This is a genomic window from Serratia sp. (in: enterobacteria) (genome assembly GCF_051654945.1).
Lineage (GTDB): Bacteria > Pseudomonadota > Gammaproteobacteria > Enterobacterales > Enterobacteriaceae > Chania.
Genome location: NZ_JBOFZA010000072.1, coordinates 642,652 through 661,502 on the forward strand (window position 1 = coordinate 642,652; position 18,851 = coordinate 661,502).

15 protein-coding genes are annotated in these 18,851 nt (G+C 55.1%); 7 read left to right on the top strand and 8 right to left on the bottom strand.

The window, feature by feature from the left end; all coding sequences use genetic code 11:
- Positions 1-237: 237 nt before the first annotated feature.
- From pqiC to rlmKL, 5 genes are all read right to left on the bottom strand, one after another.
- Positions 238-795, bottom strand: a complete 558-nt coding sequence (gene pqiC, locus ACRDCA_RS13575) for a membrane integrity-associated transporter subunit PqiC (RefSeq protein ID WP_438689981.1) — start codon at positions 793-795, stop codon at positions 238-240.
- Positions 792-2,438 carry an intermembrane transport protein PqiB gene (gene pqiB, locus ACRDCA_RS13580; protein WP_438689982.1) on the bottom strand — a complete coding sequence of 549 codons (1,647 nt, stop codon included), beginning with the start codon at positions 2,436-2,438 and terminating at the stop codon, positions 792-794. The genes pqiC and pqiB overlap by 4 nt, the downstream gene beginning before the upstream one ends.
- Complete coding sequence (pqiA, locus tag ACRDCA_RS13585) at positions 2,425-3,699, bottom strand: membrane integrity-associated transporter subunit PqiA (RefSeq protein WP_438690155.1); 1,275 nt, start codon at positions 3,697-3,699, stop codon at positions 2,425-2,427. The genes pqiB and pqiA overlap by 14 nt, the downstream gene beginning before the upstream one ends.
- A 117-nt stretch (positions 3,700-3,816) precedes the next feature.
- Positions 3,817-5,721, bottom strand: coding sequence for an ABC transporter ATP-binding protein (locus ACRDCA_RS13590; protein WP_438689983.1), 1,905 nt, complete (start codon positions 5,719-5,721; stop codon positions 3,817-3,819).
- Positions 5,722-5,726: 5 nt separating this feature from the next.
- Positions 5,727-7,847: a bifunctional 23S rRNA (guanine(2069)-N(7))-methyltransferase RlmK/23S rRNA (guanine(2445)-N(2))-methyltransferase RlmL gene (gene rlmKL / locus ACRDCA_RS13595; RefSeq protein ID WP_438690156.1), complete on the bottom strand. Its 2,121-nt coding sequence runs from the start codon at positions 7,845-7,847 to the stop codon at positions 5,727-5,729.
- Positions 7,848-7,951: 104 nt separating this feature from the next.
- Between rlmKL and ACRDCA_RS13600 the strand changes: the two genes are divergently transcribed.
- Complete coding sequence (locus ACRDCA_RS13600) at positions 7,952-9,055, top strand: YcbX family protein (protein ID WP_438689984.1); 1,104 nt, start codon at positions 7,952-7,954, stop codon at positions 9,053-9,055.
- 5 nt (positions 9,056-9,060) lie between these two features.
- Here the strand turns inward: ACRDCA_RS13600 and ACRDCA_RS13605 are convergent, their stop codons facing one another.
- Together ACRDCA_RS13605 and pyrD are read right to left on the bottom strand one after the other, a co-directional pair.
- A complete protein-coding gene (locus ACRDCA_RS13605) occupies positions 9,061-9,609 on the bottom strand; it encodes a cell division protein ZapC (RefSeq protein ID WP_438689985.1) in 549 nt (182 codons plus the stop codon).
- Between the two features lie 157 nt (positions 9,610-9,766).
- Positions 9,767-10,777, bottom strand: a complete 1,011-nt coding sequence (gene pyrD, locus ACRDCA_RS13610) for a quinone-dependent dihydroorotate dehydrogenase (RefSeq protein ID WP_438689986.1) — start codon at positions 10,775-10,777, stop codon at positions 9,767-9,769.
- Between the two features lie 479 nt (positions 10,778-11,256).
- Here pyrD and ssuE point away from each other — a divergent pair, with 479 nt between their 5' ends.
- The 6 genes from ssuE (at position 11,257) to hdeB (ending at position 16,134) form a co-directional block, all read left to right on the top strand.
- On the top strand, positions 11,257-11,835 hold the full coding sequence (ssuE, locus tag ACRDCA_RS13615) for an NADPH-dependent FMN reductase (RefSeq protein ID WP_438689987.1): 579 nt from the start codon (positions 11,257-11,259) through the stop codon (positions 11,833-11,835).
- Positions 11,836-11,857: 22 nt separating this feature from the next.
- A complete protein-coding gene (locus tag ACRDCA_RS13620) occupies positions 11,858-12,823 on the top strand; it encodes a sulfonate ABC transporter substrate-binding protein (RefSeq protein ID WP_438689988.1) in 966 nt (321 codons plus the stop codon).
- A gap of 15 nt (positions 12,824-12,838) precedes the next feature.
- Positions 12,839-13,987 carry an FMNH2-dependent alkanesulfonate monooxygenase gene (gene ssuD, locus ACRDCA_RS13625; RefSeq protein WP_438689989.1) on the top strand — a complete coding sequence of 383 codons (1,149 nt, stop codon included), beginning with the start codon at positions 12,839-12,841 and terminating at the stop codon, positions 13,985-13,987.
- Positions 13,988-13,998: 11 nt separating this feature from the next.
- Positions 13,999-14,790: an aliphatic sulfonate ABC transporter permease SsuC gene (gene ssuC / locus ACRDCA_RS13630; RefSeq protein WP_438689990.1), complete on the top strand. Its 792-nt coding sequence runs from the start codon at positions 13,999-14,001 to the stop codon at positions 14,788-14,790.
- Positions 14,790-15,563, top strand: a complete 774-nt coding sequence (ssuB, locus tag ACRDCA_RS13635) for an aliphatic sulfonates ABC transporter ATP-binding protein (protein WP_438689991.1) — start codon at positions 14,790-14,792, stop codon at positions 15,561-15,563. The genes ssuC and ssuB overlap by 1 nt, the downstream gene beginning before the upstream one ends.
- Before the next feature lie 244 nt (positions 15,564-15,807).
- Positions 15,808-16,134: an acid-activated periplasmic chaperone HdeB gene (gene hdeB, locus ACRDCA_RS13640; protein ID WP_438689992.1), complete on the top strand. Its 327-nt coding sequence runs from the start codon at positions 15,808-15,810 to the stop codon at positions 16,132-16,134.
- A gap of 41 nt (positions 16,135-16,175) precedes the next feature.
- Here hdeB and pepN read toward each other — a convergent pair whose 3' ends face one another.
- Positions 16,176-18,791: an aminopeptidase N gene (gene pepN / locus ACRDCA_RS13645; protein WP_438689993.1), complete on the bottom strand. Its 2,616-nt coding sequence runs from the start codon at positions 18,789-18,791 to the stop codon at positions 16,176-16,178.
- Between the last annotated feature and the right edge of the window lie 60 nt (positions 18,792-18,851).

The following is an 18,851-nucleotide window of genomic DNA, read 5'->3' on the forward strand; positions in this document are numbered from 1 at the left end:
AAAACAATGGCCGCATGGAATACAGCCACCTTTAAGAGATAGCCCTAAATGGCGGGAAGATCAATGTTCAAATTTCATACCGTTGTCATATTTGTGAGCTATGCACGGCGAAAAAGCTAACTGACTGATATTACTGAATTGGTTATAATTTTATGATAATAAACGAAAAAAAATCCCGGCAAGGCTGATGATTGGCCTCACCGGGATCGGGTTAGATTGTTTTATTACAGGTTATGACTAAAGGCGAGTCGCCTGTGCTGCAATCTCCTGCGCTTCCTGCAACCAGCCTTGGGCCAAGGTACGTACCAACGCATCATAGCCATCTTCACCCTGTTTCAGTTCCAGGTTGAATGGGCGTTTGATCAGTTTACCCTGATGGTTCAGCACCCATTCGCCACGAATGATCGCTTTGCCATCGTAGCGGCCATGGAAACCGCTGATGGTGACGTTAAGTACGTCCTGATCGCTGCTCATCGGCTGCGAAGACACCACCCAACCCGGCAAGGCGCTACCCAGGTTGGTCACCAGCGTCTGTTGCAACTGCTGATCCAACGGGCTGGCCCACAGGTTGTTTTGCCCAATCACAAACTGCACATCGTTGGTCTGATACACCACCCCATTCTGCGCCAGGAAATCCGCCACACCGACGTGTTCCAGCCACAGCTGGCGCGATGCCGGGGTGCCGCTCACCTGAGCCGGCGTTCCCAACGCCGGCAACTGATAGTAGGTCTTGCTTGGCGTACTGCTACAGGCACTCAGCAACAGCGCCAGGACTACCGGGATCCATTTGTTCATTTTTTGGCCTTTTTCGGCTGAGGGTCGTCACTGCCCGCGGCTTCAAATACCAGGGCGTTGCTCTTATCGTTCAGGGTACGCAGTACCGGTTGCAGCTCACGCAGCACCTGATCGAGGCGTTGCATATCGCCAACCATCTTGTTGTAGGCTGGCGAGCCTGGCTGGAACCCTTTCATGCTGCGATTAAGTTCTTGCAGGGTTTTCTGCATATCATCAGGCAATGCCTTCATCTCTTTACTGCCGATGATGTCATTGAGCGACTGCATGGTTTTCTGCGTATCACGCATGGTTTTCTGGCTTTCGGCCAGCGTTTTGGTCGCTTCGTTGATCATCGGATTGATCGGCATCGAGTTGATCTTGTCCAGCGTCTGCATCAGCTTCTGTTGGATCTGCGCCAGGCCACCGTTAGTGGTTGGCAACAGCGGATAACCAAACAGCTCGCGCGGCCCTTTCCACGGCTTCTCATTGGGATAGAAATCCAGATCGATATACAGCGCTCCGGTCAGCAGGTTAGCGGATTTCAGTGAGGCTCTGATGCCCCGTGATTCTGCATCTTTCAAATGCTGCACCACGTCGAACTCTTTACCCACTTCTTTGCTGAAACGCTCTGGCTCGATACGGATCAGCACTGGAATACGGAAATCATTATCCAGCCGCTGAAGCATTCCTTCTTTGTAGAATGGCACTTGCCCAACGGTACCCAGGCGAATACCACGGAACTCGACTGGCGCCCCTGGCTGCAAGCCACGGATCGATTCAGAGAAGAACACCAGATAATCGACATGCTCGGTGTACAGCGAGTCCTGAATATTGCGCTGGTTGTCGAACAGGGTAAACTCGGCCTTTTGTTTTACCCGTTCGCCACGCTCCCAACCTTCTGGCACATCAAAGCTCACGCCGCCACCAAACAGGGTCGCCAAGGATCCCATTTCTACACGCATACCCTGCGCCGACATATCAAAGGCAACACCGCTGTCTTTCCAGAAACGGACGTTAGCAGTGATCAACTGGTCGTAAGGCGCGGAAATAAACAGCTGATAGCGCATGGAGCGCAGCTTGGGATCGAAATAGCTGGTTTCCACGGTGCCAACGCGGTAGCCGCGGAACAGCACCGGATCGCCAGCATTCAATTGACCGGACTTATCACTGTCCAGTACGACGCGCAGCCCTTTGGCGTCTGGAGATGCCAACGGCGGAGAATCCAGCAGCTGATAATCCTCTTTCCCTGCTTTGCCCTTGTTGCCCGGCTGTAATTCTATATAAGCCCCGGAGAACAAGGTTCCTAACCCAGAAACGCCTTCGCGGCCAATCTGGGGTTTCACCACCCAGAAGGCTGAATCATCTCGCAGCAGCTTTTCCATACCGGAATTCAGGCGAGCCTGCACCAGCACCTTACTCAAGTCCTCGCTCAAGGTGACGGTTTCAACCGTTCCGACATCCACACTGCGGCTTTTGATCTTGGTTTTACCGGCTTCCAACCCTTCGGCGGAGGTGGTGACCAACGTCACCTGCGGCCCTTGATGGCTGAAGTGATAAAACAGGATCCACGCACCGATCAACGCGGTGACAATGGGAATGATCCACACCGGCGACCAGCGCTTGATCTTCTCAACATCCGCGACGCCATGATTACTTTCCGTCACCTTGCGGCTCCTTCTTCATTGTTTCATTTGCGCGATCCCAGGTTAGACGGGGATCAAACGTCATAGCAGCAAACATGGTGAGAATGACCACCATGGCGAACAGTAGCGCACCAATGTCTGGATAAATACTCATCAGCTGTCCCATACGTACCAACGCCGAAAGCACGGCGATCACAAACACGTCGATCATTGACCAACGGCCAACAAACTCTACCACTTCATAAATCAGATGCATGCGTTCACTATCGGCATTGGCCTTGCCTTTGCCATTGGCATCCAGGCAGAGCCAGCCGATCGCCAACATCTTGAGCGAGGGCACCATAATACTGGCAATGAAAATCACCATTGCCACCGGATAAGAGCCTTCGCCCCAGAGCAGCACGACCCCGGCCATGACCGTGGAAGGCATTTTATTACCCAACGCCTCGGTGATCATAATCGGCATCAGCATCGCCGGAATATACAATATGATCGAGGTGACCAATAACGCCATCGTCCATTGCAGGCTGTGGCGGCGACGTACATAGCCCACCGTGTGACAACGCGGGCATTTGGATTGCTGTGCGGGCAGAATGGCCGTACAGCACGAACAAGAGCGCACGCCTTGACGCAAGCCGGTACGGCCAACCTGTAAGGGTTGCTCAATCAAAGGAGCGGGTTCAATATCCTGCCATAGCCAGCGACGATCGACACACTGGAAGGCGCGCACCTGTAACAGACAAAACAGACAATAAGGAATGAAGCTGGAGCCAATGCCGATATCGCCATAAGCCATCAGCTTGACGAAACTGACCAGCACGCCAGCCAGGAAGATCTCGACCATACACCAGGTCTTTAGCTGGAACAGCACCTTGGCCATCCAGACCTTCCACACTCGTGGCAGCCGCACTCTGGCGCACAACAGGATGATCGCCACCATGCAAAACGCCGGGATCAATTGCACAAATACCATAAACAGCGTGGCCATGCTGGCATAGTCTTCAGCCACCATCACCTGTGGAATTTGGATCAGTTTGATTTCATTGCCAAGACCGGCAACGCGCATATTGATAAACGGAAAGATATTGGCCAACACCAGCATGAATAGCGCGCTGAGGGCAAAGCCAATAGGCTGTTTACGCGGTTCTGCCCAGCGGGCGCTGAGCGTGGTTTTACAACGGGGGCAAACGGCCTTGGAGCCCGATAGCAACGGCGGCAGCGCCACCAGCATATCGCATTGTGGGCACAGTATCCGGTTATCCTGCTGACGTTCGCCATGCATCGCATGACTCTGCTGCTTATGACTTTCGTGGGAACACACCATTTTCCTCCTTAACCGCATAGCCGTCGAAACAACAGAATTGCCCGCAGCAGCAGCTTGCGGGCAATGTGTTACCAATCAGCCGTTTTTCATTGCTTCCAGCTCTTCCCAACGGGCGAAGGCTAGTTCCAACGCCTGTTCCGCCGCAGCAAGATCGGCCAGTACCTGCTGGGTTTCGCTATGCGGGCGGGAGAAGAAGCCTGCGTCGCTTACCTGAGCCTGCAAGGCTTCAATGTCCACTTCCAACTGTTCCAGGCGCTGTGGCAACTGCTCCAGCTCGCGTAGCAGGTTATAACTCAGTTTGGCCGCTGGCTTCTTGGGCTGCTCGGTTTTTTTCTCCGCCGCCGCCTTGGTTTGGCTGGTGGCTACCGTGCGGATCGGCTTGGCGGTGGCTCGTTGATGATGAGCATCGTAGTAACCCCCAACGTAAGTATCGATCACGCCATTGCCTTCGAAAATCCAGCATTCGGTCACCGAGTTATCAACAAACTGACGATCGTGGCTCACCAGCAGCACGGTGCCCTGGTAGCTATCGATCATCTCTTCCAACAGTTCGAGCGTTTCGACGTCAAGATCGTTGGTTGGTTCATCGAGGATCAGTAAATTGCTCGGTTTCAGAAATAACTTGGCCAGCAACAAACGGTTACGTTCCCCGCCGGACAGCGCTTTGACCGGCGTCATCGCACGTTTGGGGTGGAACAGGAAGTCTTGCAGATAGCCCAGCACATGGCGCGAGCGGCCATTGACCATCACTTCCTGCTTGCCTTCCGCCAGGTTGTCCATCACCGTGCGCTCTGGATCCAACTCGGCACGGTGCTGGTCAAAATAGGCCACTTCCAGCTTGGTACCGCAGTGCACTCGCCCGCTGTCGGCTTTCAGTTGACCGAGCATCAATTTCAGCAAGGTGGTTTTGCCACAGCCGTTTGGCCCGATCAACGCGATTTTATCACCGCGCTGCACCTGGGCACTGAAGCCCCGGACCAGCACTTTATCGGCAACCTGGTAATGGACGTCTTCCATTTCGAACACGATCTTGCCCGAACGTACCGCCTCTTCCACCTGCATCTTGGCGGTGCCCATTACTTCACGGCGTTCTGAACGTTCGTTACGCAGCGCCTTCAGGGCACGCACACGGCCTTCGTTACGCGTACGACGTGCCTTGATGCCCTGACGGATCCAAACCTCTTCCTGCGCCAGTTTGCGGTCAAATTCAGCGTTCTGCAGTTCTTCAACCCGCAGCGCTTCTTCTTTGCTTTCCAGGTACAGCTCGTAGTTGCCCGGCCATGACACCAGCTTGCCACGATCGAGATCGACAATGCGCGTAGCCATATTGCGGATGAACGAACGGTCGTGCGAGATGAACACGATGCTGCCCTGGAACTCTTTCAGGAACCCTTCCAGCCAGTCGATGGTGGTGATATCCAGGTGGTTGGTCGGTTCATCCAGCAGTAGTACGCGCGGAGAACTCACCAACGCACGCCCGAGCGCCGCTTTACGCAGCCAGCCGCCAGAGAGCGAGGAAAGTTCCGCATCGCCGTCCAGACCCAGCTGCAGCAACACCTCACTGATGCGGCTGTCTAGCTGCCACAGGCCCTGGTGATCGAGGATCTCCATCACCTGCGCCATACGCGTCAGGTTCTTTTCGCTCGGATCCAGTTCCACCAGATGCGAGATGGCATGATACGCCTTCAGGTGTTCCGCTTGCTCGGCTACGCCTTCGGCCACAAAGTCGAACACCGTGCCGCCGATATTGCGCGGAGGATCCTGCTGCAAACGCGCCACAATCAGATCCTGCTCATAAATGATGCGCCCATCGTCCAATGGGATCTCTTTACCGAGGATCTTCAGCAGGGTCGATTTACCGGCCCCGTTGCGCCCAACCAGACAGACGCGTTCATTGTCTTCAATATGAATTTCGGTGTTGTCTAACAAAGGTGCATCGCTGAAAGAGAGCCAGGCACCGGACATGCTGATTAACGACATAGTAATTATTTTCCTTCGCCGGCGTGGGTAACCAGCCAGCAGTTGTGTATCTGACGGTTACGGGCAAAGTCTTCTGACTGCGTCTTGGCGGTAATTTCTTTCGCCTCCAGACCCAGTGCTTGCAGACCCGCCAGATCCATCTGGAAACCGCGTTTGTTGTTGGAGAACATGATGGTTCCGTTACGGCGCAGTATCCGTTGTAAATCTTTCATCAGCGCCAAATGGTCACGCTGTACGTCAAAGGTGTTCTCCATCCGCTTGGAGTTGGAGAACGTCGGCGGATCGATAAAGATCACGTCGAACTGTTCGTCGGCATTATGCAACCAGGACAGGCAATCTGCCTGGATCAAGCGGTGCTGTCTGCCGGTCAGGCCGTTTACCCGCAGGTTCTTCTCTGCCCATTCCAGGTAGGTGCGCGACATATCCACCGTGGTGGTGCTACGTGCGCCCCCCAACCCGGCATGCACGCTGGCGGTGCCGGTATAGGCAAACAGATTAAGGAAGTCTTTACCTTTGCTCATCTCGCCCAGCATACGGCGCGCGATGCGGTGATCGAGGAACAAGCCGGTATCGAGATAATCCGTCAGGTTAACCCACAGTTTGGCATTAAACTCTGCCACCAGCAGGAACTCGCCCTTCTGTGCCAGCTTCTCATACTGATTCTTACCCTTTTGGCGTTCGCGGGTTTTCAATATCAGCTGATTCGAAGGCAGCTCCAGCACCGCTAGCGTGGCGTTAATCACGTCAAACAGGCGCTGGCGGGCTTTCTGTGCGTCGATGGTTTTCGGCGGCGCGTATTCCTGTACCACCACTTTGCTGCCGTAGCGGTCTACCGCCACGTTATAGTCTGGCAGATCGGCATCATACAGGCGGTAGCATTCGATCCCCTGCTGTTTCGCCCACTTGTCCAGTTTCTTCAGATTCTTGCGCAGGCGGTTGGCAAAGTCTTCCGCCACCTGCACGCCGCCAGCACCCTGCGGGTTTTCTGCCAGCTGGTAGTTTTTCTGCACGCAGTCCAGCGGGCCGTTTTTCGCCTTGAACTGGCGCTCGGCACGCAGTTGCAGGCAACTGAGCAATTCCGGTGAGGCGCTGAACAACGAAAGCTGCCAGCCGCCAAAGTTGCTCTTCATGATGCGCCCTAACATATTGTGCAGCGCAATCAGTGCCGGTTCGCTCTCAAGGCGTTCACCGTATGGCGGGTTACTGACTACCGTGCCTACCGGACCTTCCGGCAGCGGGTTGGTCAGTTTGCTGACGTCACTCACGTTGAAGGAGATCAATTCGGCCACACCAGCGCGACGGGCGTTACCCTTCGCCATTTCGATAACGCGACGATCGATATCCGAGCCGAAGAAGCGTGACGGCGTTTCTTGCAGGCCACGATTTGCACGGACTTGCGCTTCGGCGATCACTTCACGCCACAGGTCGGCGTTATGGCCGTTCCAGGCGGTAAAGCCCCAATGTTGGCGGTGCAGACCAGGCGCACGATCGGCAGCGATCATCGCCGCTTCGATCAGCAGCGTGCCGGAACCGCACATCGGATCCAGCATCGGCGTGCCTGGCTGCCAGCCAGAACGTTGGACAATCGCCGCCGCCAGGTTTTCCTTCAGCGGAGCCTGGCCGGTAAGATCGCGGTAGCCACGCTGGTGCAAACCTTCGCCGCTCAGGTCGAGCGCTACGCTGGCCATATCACGCTGCAGGAACACGTTCACGCGGATGTCCGGCTGTTGCTTCTCTACCGTTGGCCGATCGTTCAGCTTACGTGTAAAGCTGTCCACAATGGCGTCCTTGACCTTCAACGCACCATATTGGCTATTGCGGATCTCTTCATTGAGGCCGCTGAAGTGCACGGCGAAGGTTTTATCCAGGCCAAAGATCGATGGCCAGTCAATGGCCTGCACACCAAGGTACAGATCCAGATCGCTGTGCACACGGAACTCATTCAGCGGCAGCAGAATACGCGAAGCCAAGCGGCTCCAGAGCAAGCTTTGGTACAGAAGACGATCGTCACCCTGAAAATGTACTCCACCCTGCACGACTTTGCAGGAGTGAGCGCCAAGCCGCTCGAGTTCGCTTTTTAACAGTTCTTCCAGTCCACGCGCCGTGCTGGCAAACAGAGTGTTCATATCGTGCTTATCACCAAAAAGAAAATTGTTGCGCATTATAGCTAATCCAGACCGCTTGTCATAAAGTTGCTCCCTTCTATTTCATTTATCGCACGGAGGCAGGGGTGATCACGCTTTCCCGACTTTACGTTCATCCGGTCAAATCTCTACGGGGTTTACAGCTTTCTCACGCTCAGGTTGCCAGCCATGGCCTGGCTTTTGACCGTAGTTTTATGATCACCGAGCCGGATGGGACCTTTATCACCGCCCGCCAATATCCGCAGATGGTGCTGTTTACCCCAGCGTTGTTAGCCGATGGCCTGTTCCTGACCGCACCGGACGGTGACAGCGCGGCGATCCGCTTCATTGATTTTGCGCCGCAGGCACAGCCGACCGAGGTATGGGGCAACCATTTCACCGCGCTGATCGCACCGGCAGAAATCAATAGTTGGCTGAGCGGGTATTTTCAACGCGAGGTACAGCTACGCTGGCTGGGGCCTGAATTAACCCGTCGGGTAAAAAAACATCCGGAAATTCCCCTCTCCTTTGCCGATGGCTATCCCTATCTGCTGATTAATGAAGCCTCGTTCCAGGATCTGCAACAGCGTTGCCCAAGCAGCATCAGGCTGGAGCAGTTCCGCCCGAACCTGGTGGTGACCGGCAGTCCGGCCTGGGCAGAAGATGGCTGGCAGGTGATCCGCGTCGGTAACGTGATGTTCGACCTGGTTAAACCTTGCAGCCGTTGCGTCTTGACCACGGTCAGCATCGAGCGTGGCCGCAAACATCCCAACGGTGAGCCGTTAAGCACGCTGCAACAGTTCCGCACTGGCGATAATGGCGACGTCGACTTTGGTCAAAACATGATTGCCCGCAACAGCGGAATTATCCGCGTCGGCGATAGTGTGGAAGTACTGTCAACCAAACCGCCACGGCCTTATGGGGCAGGCAAAGTGGTCGAAAGCTTGCAGGCACCGCAGGACAGTACGACCAGCGTAACCATCGAGTATGAAGGGAAGGAGTTTGCCGGTAATAACCAGCAGATCTTGTTGGAGCAGTTGGAGCAGCAAGGCATCCGCATTCCTTACTCCTGCCGGGCCGGCCTGTGCGGTAGTTGCAAGATGACGCTGGTTGAGGGCGAGGTCGCGCCGCTGAAGAAAAGTGCGGTGGCCGCCAACGGCACCATCCTGGCTTGCAGCTGCATTCCCAAGAGCAATTTGAAACTGGCCTAGTCTGCCTAGACTGCCCTGTCGTAAGCCGGGGCAGAAAGTTCATCCGTAGCGCAAGGTTTCAGGCGATCGTGCATGACTTTGATCGCATCCCCCAGCACCATGGTGCGCCCAGCCAGCGACAGCTGATTTTGTGCCAGCAGGCACAGGCTGGCATTATCCCCGGCTTCAACCACCAGCAGACGTGCCTCGACACCGCTATCCATCACCTTCACCGCCGCCAACTCGCCATTTTTAGGGCGTAGCGGGTAGTGCTGCTGAGCAAAATGCCAGCTCTTGGGCATCAGAGGTTTAAGAAAGCGAAAGGCAACCAGCGCATTTAATACCAACTCGGCACGTTGTTCATGGCTGAGCTTTATCTGTTTGCACTGCTCTTCATAATCAAAATACAGCGCTGCATCATCGACACAGAATGCACATTCAGCGAAGGCGTCCGGGGTGAGCATTTTTGCCGGAAAGCGTGAACGGAAGATCATACCATTGGCTAAATCGAGCATCAGTCGATCGTGTTCAGCGTCAAAATACCAACGCCAATTGTCGTCAGGTTTTATCTTCATTGCTTATCCTTCTCACCACATGCCAACACGCTATTACGCAAAAGGCGACTTTATCACCAGAAAAGTTGCTTAAACATCGGATAATTCCGCTACCGAACAAAATATAGACGAGCCGGGGGCAGAAATAAACCCCCGGTCGAAAATGAAAGGCAAAATATTAGATATGGGTAACGATATCTTTAATCAAACGCGGTCCATGGAAGATAAAACCGGAATAAATTTGCACCAGGGATGCCCCGGCCTCCATTTTTTCCCGCGCCGCCGTCAGGGAATCAATTCCGCCCACGCCGATAATCGGCAAGCGCCCTTGCAACTCTTGCGATAGACGACGGATCACTTCGGTGCTGCGTAACTGTACCGGACGGCCACTTAATCCCCCTGCCTGATCGCAGTAATTCAGCCCCTGAACCAGTTTACGATCGAGGGTGGTATTGGTAGCGATGACGCCATCAATATTATGGCGCACTAAACTGTCTGCTATTTGGATCAGTTCTTCTTCTGAAAGATCCGGCGCGATCTTTACCGCCACCGGCACATATTTATGATGGCGAGCGTGCAGTTCAGCCTGCTTATTTTTAATCGCCGCCAGCAGATCGTCCAGCGCTTCGCCATACTGTAGGGATCGTAATCCCGGAGTATTGGGTGATGAGATATTAATCGCGATATAGCCAGCATACGGATAAACCTTATCCATACAGATCAGATAATCGTCTTTGCCCTGCTCGACCGGCGTATCTTTATTCTTGCCGATATTGATCCCCAACACGCCGCCAAAATGGGATTTCTTAACGTTTTCAACCAGATTGTCTACGCCATGGTTATTGAACCCCATGCGGTTGATCAGCCCCTCGGCCGGGACCAGGCGGAACAGGCGCGGTTTATCATTGCCCGCTTGCGGACGTGGCGTAACGGTTCCCACCTCAACAAAGCCAAAGCCCATCGCGCCAAAGGCATCGATGCACTCGCCGTCTTTATCCAGACCGGCAGCCAAACCTAACGGGTTGCTAAAAGAGAGCCCCATGCAGCTCACCGGCTTGCTCGGCACCGACTGACGGATAAGAAATTCTAGGGGGGTGCCGGTAATCCGGCGCAGTTGACTGAAGGTCAATTCGTGTGCGCGCTCGGGATCGAGCTGGAACAAGGCTTTCCTGACGATGGGGTAGTACATGTACTCTCCTGATTTCCCGGTGATATCCTGCTGACTTGAAGCCGCTACGATGCTAATTGCCTTTTCATACCGCACCTCTGAAGCCTAAGGCGGGTGGGCATTATGCAGGTTAACCGACCGTTGAGCGCATGGATGCGCGATTGCGAGCCCCCAGGGACGGGATTACGGCGTGTCGGTGTTCTGCATAATGCCCACCTGTAGCAGCATTACCAGCAGCAACTTCAATGAATTTGGATAGGCCTGTCGACCGGGGGCGTATTATCCGGTATCCCCTCAGCAATTGGAATTGATTAAAGGCAAAAAAAGCGTGTTTAACGCAATCGTTTCCCTTGCATGCCGTCATTTCCCCCTGCTTTGCCCATTTACGCATATCAAAATCAAAAAATGAGATTTAACCAACGCCCCCTTTTGCTGGTAGTTTTAAAACACTTTACGAACATTACATTAACATTGATAACTTTTTGATATAAGGAGTGGCGATGCGTGTACTCTCTCTGGCCGGCAGTCCAAGAACCCCCTCACGCTCGGCGGCGCTGTTACAACTGAGCCAACGCTGGCTACAACAGCAACGGGTGGAAGTGATCCCCTATACCCTGCTCGATTTCCAGGCAGAAGATCTGCTGCGCGCCAATTTCAATAGCCCAGACATCAAGGCGTTCGCCGCACAACTGGCCGCCGCTGATGGCCTATTGATCGCCACGCCGGTGTACAAGGCGTCATTTTCCGGCGCGCTGAAAACCTTACTCGATCTGCTTCCCGAACGGGCGCTGGAACACAAAGTGGTGTTACCGCTGGCCACCGGCGGTTCCATCGGCCACATGCTGGCGGTGGACTATGCGCTGAAACCCGTACTGACGGCGCTGAAGGCTCAGGAAGTGCTGCACGGCGTATTTGCCGATGACAGCCAGATAGTGCTCAACGGTGAGCAGGCTCAGTTATCCGATGGGGTGGCGGCACGCCTGACCGAAGCGTTGGACAGTTTTTATCTGGCGCTTAGCCGCCGTAAACCACCGACGTTAACAACCGCATCCTCCCTGTTAACCCGACAAACTGCCTGAAAACGGCATTAAGGAAATCACCATGCCACTCTCTTTTCGCCGTTGGCTTAATACCGGAGCGCTGGCCGCCATCATGGCGCTGGCGCTGACCAACACCGCCGTCGCACAAGATAACGCGCCCGCTCAGTTTCGTATCGGCTACCAGAAAGGCTCGGTGAGCCTGGTATTGGCCAAAACCCATCAACTGCTGGAACAGCGCTTTCCCGCGACCAAGATCAGTTGGATAGAATTCCCGGCAGGCCCACAGATGCTTGAAGCGCTCAACGTCGGCAGTATCGATCTAGGCAGCACCGGCGATATCCCACCGATCTTTGCCCAAGCGGCCGGAGCCGATTTGCTGTACGTGGGTGTCGAGCCACCAAAACCCAAGGCAGAAGTGATCCTGGTGCCGGAAAACAGTCCGATCCAGAGCGTCGCCGGACTGAAGGGCCGTAAGGTGGCCTTCCAGAAAGGCTCCAGCTCACACAACCTGCTGCTGCGCGCACTGCAAAGAGACGGACTGAAGTTCACCGATATTCAGCCGGTTTACCTGACCCCCGCCGATGCCAGAGCGGCTTTCCAACAGGGCAACGTCGATGCCTGGGTCATTTGGGATCCCTACTATTCTGCCGCGTTGCTGCAAGGTGGAGTGCGAGTATTAACCGATGGCAGCGATTTGAACCAGACCGGCTCCTTCTACCTGGCCTCCCGACCCTATACCGAAACCAATGGCCCGTTCATCCAGCAGGTACTAGCGGTGCTGACCCAGGCCGATGCACTGACGCATAGCGATCGTACACAGAGTATCACCCTGTTGGCCAAAGCAATGGGCTTACCGGAAGCGGTGATTGCCAGCTATCTGGATCATCGCCCGCCAACGGCCATCAAGCCATTGGGCGAAACCACCGTTGCCGCCCAGCAGAAAACCGCCGATCTCTTTTTCGCCAACCGGTTGGTTCCGGTACAGGTCGATATTTCTCAACGCGTCTGGCACCCAGCCGCACAGTAATCAGGAGAGCACGCTATGAGCATTAACGTATTCTGGTTTTTACCTACTCACGGAGATGGCCACTATCTGGGGAGTTCAGAAGGGGCACGAACGGTCGATTACGGTTATCTTCAGCAGATAGCCCAGGCCGCTGACCGGCTCGGTTTCGGCGGCGTGCTGATCCCAACGGGGCGTTCTTGCGAGGACTCTTGGCTGGTTGCCGCTTCATTAATTCCGGTCACCCAACGGTTGAAATTCCTGGTGGCTCTGCGCCCTGGCATCATCTCCCCGACGTTGGCAGCCAGACAGGCCGCTACGCTGGATCGACTTTCCAACGGCCGTGCCCTGTTCAATCTGGTGACCGGTGGCGATCCGGAAGAACTGGCTGCGGAAGGTTTACACCTTAACCACACCGAACGCTATGAAGCCTCCGCCGAGTTTACCCACGTGTGGCGCAAAGTGTTGGAAGGCGAAACCGTCGATTTCGCCGGTAAGCATATTGAGGTTAAAGGCGCCAAGCTGTTGTTCCCGCCGGTGCAGCTTCCTCGCCCGCCGCTGTATTTTGGTGGATCCTCCGAGGCGGCTCAGGATCTGGCGGCCGAGCAGGTCGAATTGTATCTGACCTGGGGAGAACCCCCTGCTCAGGTAAAAGAAAAAATAGCAGAAGTACGGGCCAAAGCGGCGGCCCTGGGACGCAAAGTCCGCTTCGGCATCCGCCTGCACGTCATCGTGCGTGAAACCACCGAAGAAGCCTGGCGAGCGGCCGACCGTTTGATCGCCAATCTGGATGAGCAAACCATTGCCGACGCCCAAAAAGTCTTTGCCCGCTTCGACTCCGTTGGCCAGCAGCGTATGGCAGCCCTGCACGGTGGCAAGAAGGACAACCTGGAAATCAGCCCTAACCTGTGGGCAGGCGTCGGTCTAGTGCGTGGCGGCGCTGGCACGGCCTTGGTGGGCGATGGCCCGACGGTGGCGGAACGTATCCAGGAATATGCCGATCTGGGTATCGATACCTTTATTCTTTCTGGCTATCCGCATCTGGAAGAAGCATATCGCGTCGGTGAACTGCTGTTCCCGCATCTCGATCTGGCTTCCAGTGAACCACCAGTCCAACGGCGCGCGATCAAGCCGCAAGGCGAGGTGGTCGCCAATATCTATGTTCCACAACAAGTGTCACAAAGCTGAGGAGAACGAGGATGGCGATCGGTGCACAACAAATTCTGCACCGGCTGGCCCCCTGGGCTTTGCCGGTAGCGCTGGTGATTGGCTGGCAGACCGCCGTTGAGGCTGGCTGGTTATCTAACCGCATCTTGCCCGCGCCGAGTGCCGTGGTGGCCGCCTTTTGGGCGTTGACCAAGAGCGGCGAACTGTGGCAACACCTGACTATCAGCAGTTGGCGCGCGCTGATTGGCTTCAGCATCGGCGGCAGCATTGGCCTGGTGCTGGGATTTATTACCGGCCTGTCCCGCTGGGGAGAACGGTTACTCGACAGCTCGGTTCAGATGATCCGCAACGTGCCCCATCTGGCACTGATCCCGCTGGTGATCCTGTGGTTCGGCATCGACGAGTCCGCCAAAATCTTCCTGGTGGCGCTGGGTACGCTGTTCCCGATCTACCTGAATACCTATCACGGCATCAAGAATATCGATCGTGGCCTGCTGGAAATGGCGCGTAGCTACGGCCTGAGCGGCTTTCGCCTGTTTACGCAGGTGGTGCTGCCCGGTGCATTGCCTTCGATCATGGTTGGCGTGCGTTTTGCTCTCGGTTTTATGTGGTTGACGCTGATCGTCGCCGAAACCATCTCCGCCAACTCGGGCATCGGTTATCTGGCGATGAACGCCCGTGAATTCCTGCAAACTGATGTGGTAGTGGTCGCCATCGTTTTGTATGCCCTGCTCGGCAAACTGGCCGACGCCAGCGCACAGTTACTTGAACGCATCTGGTTACGTTGGCACCCAGCCTATCAACTGACATCAGGAGAAGCATAATGACGACTCCGACTCGTATTCCGCAAGGCACCCCCATCACGCTGGAAGCCATCAGCAAGGGGTATGGCAACCGCACCGTATTGGACGATCTGCAACTACGCATCACCGCTGGCCAGTTTGTGGCCGTGGTTGGCCGCAGCGGCTGTGGTAAAAGCACCTTATTACGGTTGCTCGCCGGGTTGGAAACAGCCAACAGTGGGACGCTGCTCAGCGGTAATGCGCCACTCAGCCATGCCAAAGACGAAACTCGGCTGATGTTTCAGGATGCCCGCCTGTTGCCATGGAAAAAGGTGATCGACAACGTGGGGCTTGGGCTGCGTGGCAACTGGCGTGAAGATGCATTGCAAGCGCTAGCCACCGTCGGGCTGGCCGACCGCGCCAATGAGTGGCCAGCCGCTCTGTCTGGTGGGCAGAAACAGAGGGTTGCACTGGCTCGCGCATTGATCCATCGCCCAAGACTATTGCTGTTGGATGAACCGTTAGGGGCGCTGGATGCGTTAACCCGTATCGAAATGCAGGGGTTGATTGAAACGCTCTGGCAACAGCATGGCTTCACCGTGCTGCTGGTGACTCACGATGTCAGCGAGGCGATCGCCCTGGCCGATCGGGTGCTGTTAATCGAAAACGGACGCATCGGGCTGGATCTGACCATTGATTTACCAAGACCACGCCGTAAAGGTTTGGCCAAGCTGGCAGAGTTGGAAGCAGAGGTGCTGGCCAGAGTATTGACACCACCGCAGGCCTGCGATATCTCACGCCAGGTAGCCAATTAATCTGGGGGGCGGCAATGCCGTCCCCTAACCTTACAATAATCAACCCATCCCATCCGCTCGTAAAATCCCGAAACTCGGCAGTGTCATAGTTGCCTATCTCAAAAATCCCTAGCTATATTTTTATCAGGCATCACGTTCTTGCCTGACGATGACACTATTTGATGAGGGATTCTTCTCTAACTACAAAGACTGAACCGGATTTTACAAAAACTTTTACCTCTACCAAGTTAACAAGAGGAATACCATGTTGAGAAAATCATTGCGCAATATCGCCCTGGGCTGCCTGATCCTTCCCGCAGCGACGCTCGCCATCGCCGCAACGACAGACCCGACGACACCGAGTGATATGACTTGCAAAGAATTCCTGGATCTGAACCCCAAGTCGATGACACCGGTGGTGTTCTGGATGCTGAATGATGATACCCAGTATAAAGGCGGGGACTACGTTGACCTGCATGAAACGGGTTCAATTGTCACACCCAAAGTGGTTGAAGCCTGTCAAAAAACCCCGGATAAAAAGCTGACCGAAATGAAGGATGACATTGTCGCCTTCGCGAAAAAACACTTCTGATGCCTGAAAAAGTGAGGGACGGCAAATGCCGTCCCTCTGTTTTACGCGTCTAATGCCTTGGTGATCTTCTCAAACAGATCGCCAGACAGGTTTTCCAACCCTTTCAACTGTTCCAGTGCCTTACGCATCAACGCCTGACGAGAAGCATCGTAACGCTTCAGGCGGATCAGCGGTTCAATTAATCGCGCGGCAACCTGTGGGTTACGCTTGTTCAGATCGCTGAGGATCTCTACCAGGAATTGATAGCCGCTGCCGTCCGCCGCGTGGAACGCCGCCGGATTGGCCGAAGCGAACCCACCAATCAGCGAACGAGTGCGGTTTGGATTACTCAGGCTGAATGAACGATGTTGCAACAGCGAACGGACCTTGCTCAGCACGTCTGCCGCCGGGCTGGTGGCCTGGAGAATGAACCATTTGTCCATCACCAGACCATCCTGATGCCAGCGTTCATCAAATTCGGCCATCAAGGCATCACTACAAGGCAACTGTGCCCCCATCGCGGCAGCCAGTGCCGCCAGCGAATCGGTCATGTTGTCGGCCTGCTGGAACTGTTGCACCACCAGCTTGTCGGCCAGTTCTGCATCGCCAAAAGCCAAGTAATGCAGGCAGGTGTTACGCAGCGCACGCTTGGCGATATCACCGTGCTCAACCCGGTAACCTTCGGTTTTATTGGCGTGATACACCGCCAGCCACTCATCGGCCAACTCTTTGGCCAAACAGCGTGTGATCGCTTCGTGCACCGCAGAGATCGCTTCTGGATCGATAGTGGTGAACAGCTCGGCAATTTCGTTTTCCGATGGCAGCGTGAGGATCTGCGCCGCCAGGGCCGGATCCAGTTGCTCATCCAGTAGCACCGCACGGAAGGCGTCGGCCACATGCAGCGGCAACGACAATGGCTGCTTTTGCTGATACTTGGCGACGTTCAGTTTGATGTAAATGGCTAACAGGCTCTGCGCGGCATCCCAACGAGCAAACTCATTGCGTGCATGCTGCATCAGGAAAGTCAGTTGCTGATCGCTGTACGGATAGTCCAGCTTGACCGGTGCCGAGAACTCACGCAGCAGCGAAGGAACCGGCTTATGCGCAACGCCATCAAAGACAAACGTCTGCTCTGCGGCGGTGACATTCAACACGTTATTGACCGGTGAGCCGTCTTTCTGCAAAGCAATGACGTTGCCTTCACTGTCGTAAAGCTCAATATCCAGCGGGATATGCAACGGCAGTTTTTCTGGCTGATCGGCCGTCGGCGCGGTTTTCTGGCTGACGTGCAAACGATACTGCTGATGCTCGGCGCTATAGTCGTCACGCACCGTCAGCAGCGGCGTACCAGACTGACTGTACCAACGGCGGAACAGCGACAGATCGACATTGGAAGCATCTTCCATCGCCTGTACAAAATCATCGCAGGTTGCTGCGCTGCCGTCGTGGCGTTCGAAATAGAGCTGCATTCCCGCCTGGAACTGTTGTTCCCCCAACAGCGTGTGCAACATGCGGATCACTTCGGAGCCCTTCTCATACACCGTCAAGGTGTAGAAGTTGTTCATTTCGATCACTTTGTCCGGACGGATAGCGTGCGCCATCGGGCTGGCGTCTTCGGCAAACTGCGCACCACGCATCACCCGCACGTTATCGATGCGGTTGACCGAACGGGAACCCAGGTCTGAGCTGAATTCCTGATCGCGGAACACCGTCAGCCCTTCTTTCAGGCTGAGCTGGAACCAGTCGCGGCAGGTCACGCGGTTGCCGGTCCAGTTATGGAAATATTCGTGGCCGATCACCGCTTCGATATTCAGGTAGTCCTTGTCCGTGGCGGTTTCCGCCTTGGCCAGTACATACTTGGAGTTAAAGATATTTAACCCTTTGTTCTCCATCGCCCCCATGTTGAAGAAATCCACGGCAACGATCATATAGATATCCAGATCGTATTCCAGGCCAAAGCGGGTTTCGTCCCACTTCATCGAGTTTCTCAGCGAGGTCATGGCCCAATCGGCGCGATCCAGATTGCCACGGTCGACAAACAGTTCTAACGCCACCTTGCGACCAGAGCGGGTGGTGAAGCTATCTCGCAGGACGTCGAAATCCCCCGCCACCAGCGCAAACAGATAGCTAGGCTTCGGGAAAGGATCCTGCCATTGTACCCAGTGACGCCCATCCTCCAGGTCCCCTTCGGCCATCCGGTTACCGTTCGACAGCAGGAACGGATAGCGCGCTTTGTCAGCGACGATGCGGGTAGTAAAGCGAGCCAACACGTCTGGGCGATCCAGATAGAACGTGATATGGCGGAAGCCTTCGGCTTCACATTGAGTGCACAGCGCTTCGCCAGACAGGTATAGCCCTTCCAGCGCACTATTCTTGGCTGGGTGGATGTCGTTAACGATCGTCAGAGTGAACTGAGCTGGTAACTGTTCAATCACCAACTGGTTTTCCTGCTGGTGATAGGCGCTCCACGGCTGCCCATCCACCTGAATACTCACCAGCGTCAGGTCTTCGCCATTCAGCGTTAGCGGGGCTCCGGCAGCGCCCTGTCGTTTGATCTGGCTGACGGCCGTCACGCGCGTGGTGTCTGCATCCAGTTCGAAATTCAGATCGATATCGGTGATGGTATAATCCGGGGCGCGATAATCGTGGCGATACTTCGCCTGTGGCAGTTGTGTCATAAAAACCCTTTGACGTCTCAGTGAGTTACAGGTTCCGGGTTCGGAGCATACCGCAGCAAA

Excerpts from the sequence above, each read along its gene's own strand:
- pqiC (WP_438689981.1), bottom strand. The coding sequence starts at position 795 with ATGAACAAATGGATCCCGGTAGTCCTGGCGCTGTTGCTGAGTGCCTGT.
- pqiA (WP_438690155.1), bottom strand. The coding sequence starts at position 3,699 with ATGCATGGCGAACGTCAGCAGGATAACCGGATACTGTGCCCACAATGC.
- ACRDCA_RS13590 (WP_438689983.1), bottom strand. The coding sequence starts at position 5,721 with ATGTCGTTAATCAGCATGTCCGGTGCCTGGCTCTCTTTCAGCGATGCA.
- rlmKL (WP_438690156.1), bottom strand. The coding sequence starts at position 7,847 with ATGAACACTCTGTTTGCCAGCACGGCGCGTGGACTGGAAGAACTGTTA.
- ACRDCA_RS13605 (WP_438689985.1), bottom strand. The coding sequence starts at position 9,609 with ATGAAGATAAAACCTGACGACAATTGGCGTTGGTATTTTGACGCTGAA.
- pyrD (WP_438689986.1), bottom strand. The coding sequence starts at position 10,777 with ATGTACTACCCCATCGTCAGGAAAGCCTTGTTCCAGCTCGATCCCGAG.
- ssuE (WP_438689987.1), top strand. The coding sequence starts at position 11,257 with ATGCGTGTACTCTCTCTGGCCGGCAGTCCAAGAACCCCCTCACGCTCG.
- ACRDCA_RS13620 (WP_438689988.1), top strand. The coding sequence starts at position 11,858 with ATGCCACTCTCTTTTCGCCGTTGGCTTAATACCGGAGCGCTGGCCGCC.
- ssuD (WP_438689989.1), top strand. The coding sequence starts at position 12,839 with ATGAGCATTAACGTATTCTGGTTTTTACCTACTCACGGAGATGGCCAC.
- ssuC (WP_438689990.1), top strand. The coding sequence starts at position 13,999 with ATGGCGATCGGTGCACAACAAATTCTGCACCGGCTGGCCCCCTGGGCT.
- ssuB (WP_438689991.1), top strand. The coding sequence starts at position 14,790 with ATGACGACTCCGACTCGTATTCCGCAAGGCACCCCCATCACGCTGGAA.
- hdeB (WP_438689992.1), top strand. The coding sequence starts at position 15,808 with ATGTTGAGAAAATCATTGCGCAATATCGCCCTGGGCTGCCTGATCCTT.
- pepN (WP_438689993.1), bottom strand. The coding sequence starts at position 18,791 with ATGACACAACTGCCACAGGCGAAGTATCGCCACGATTATCGCGCCCCG.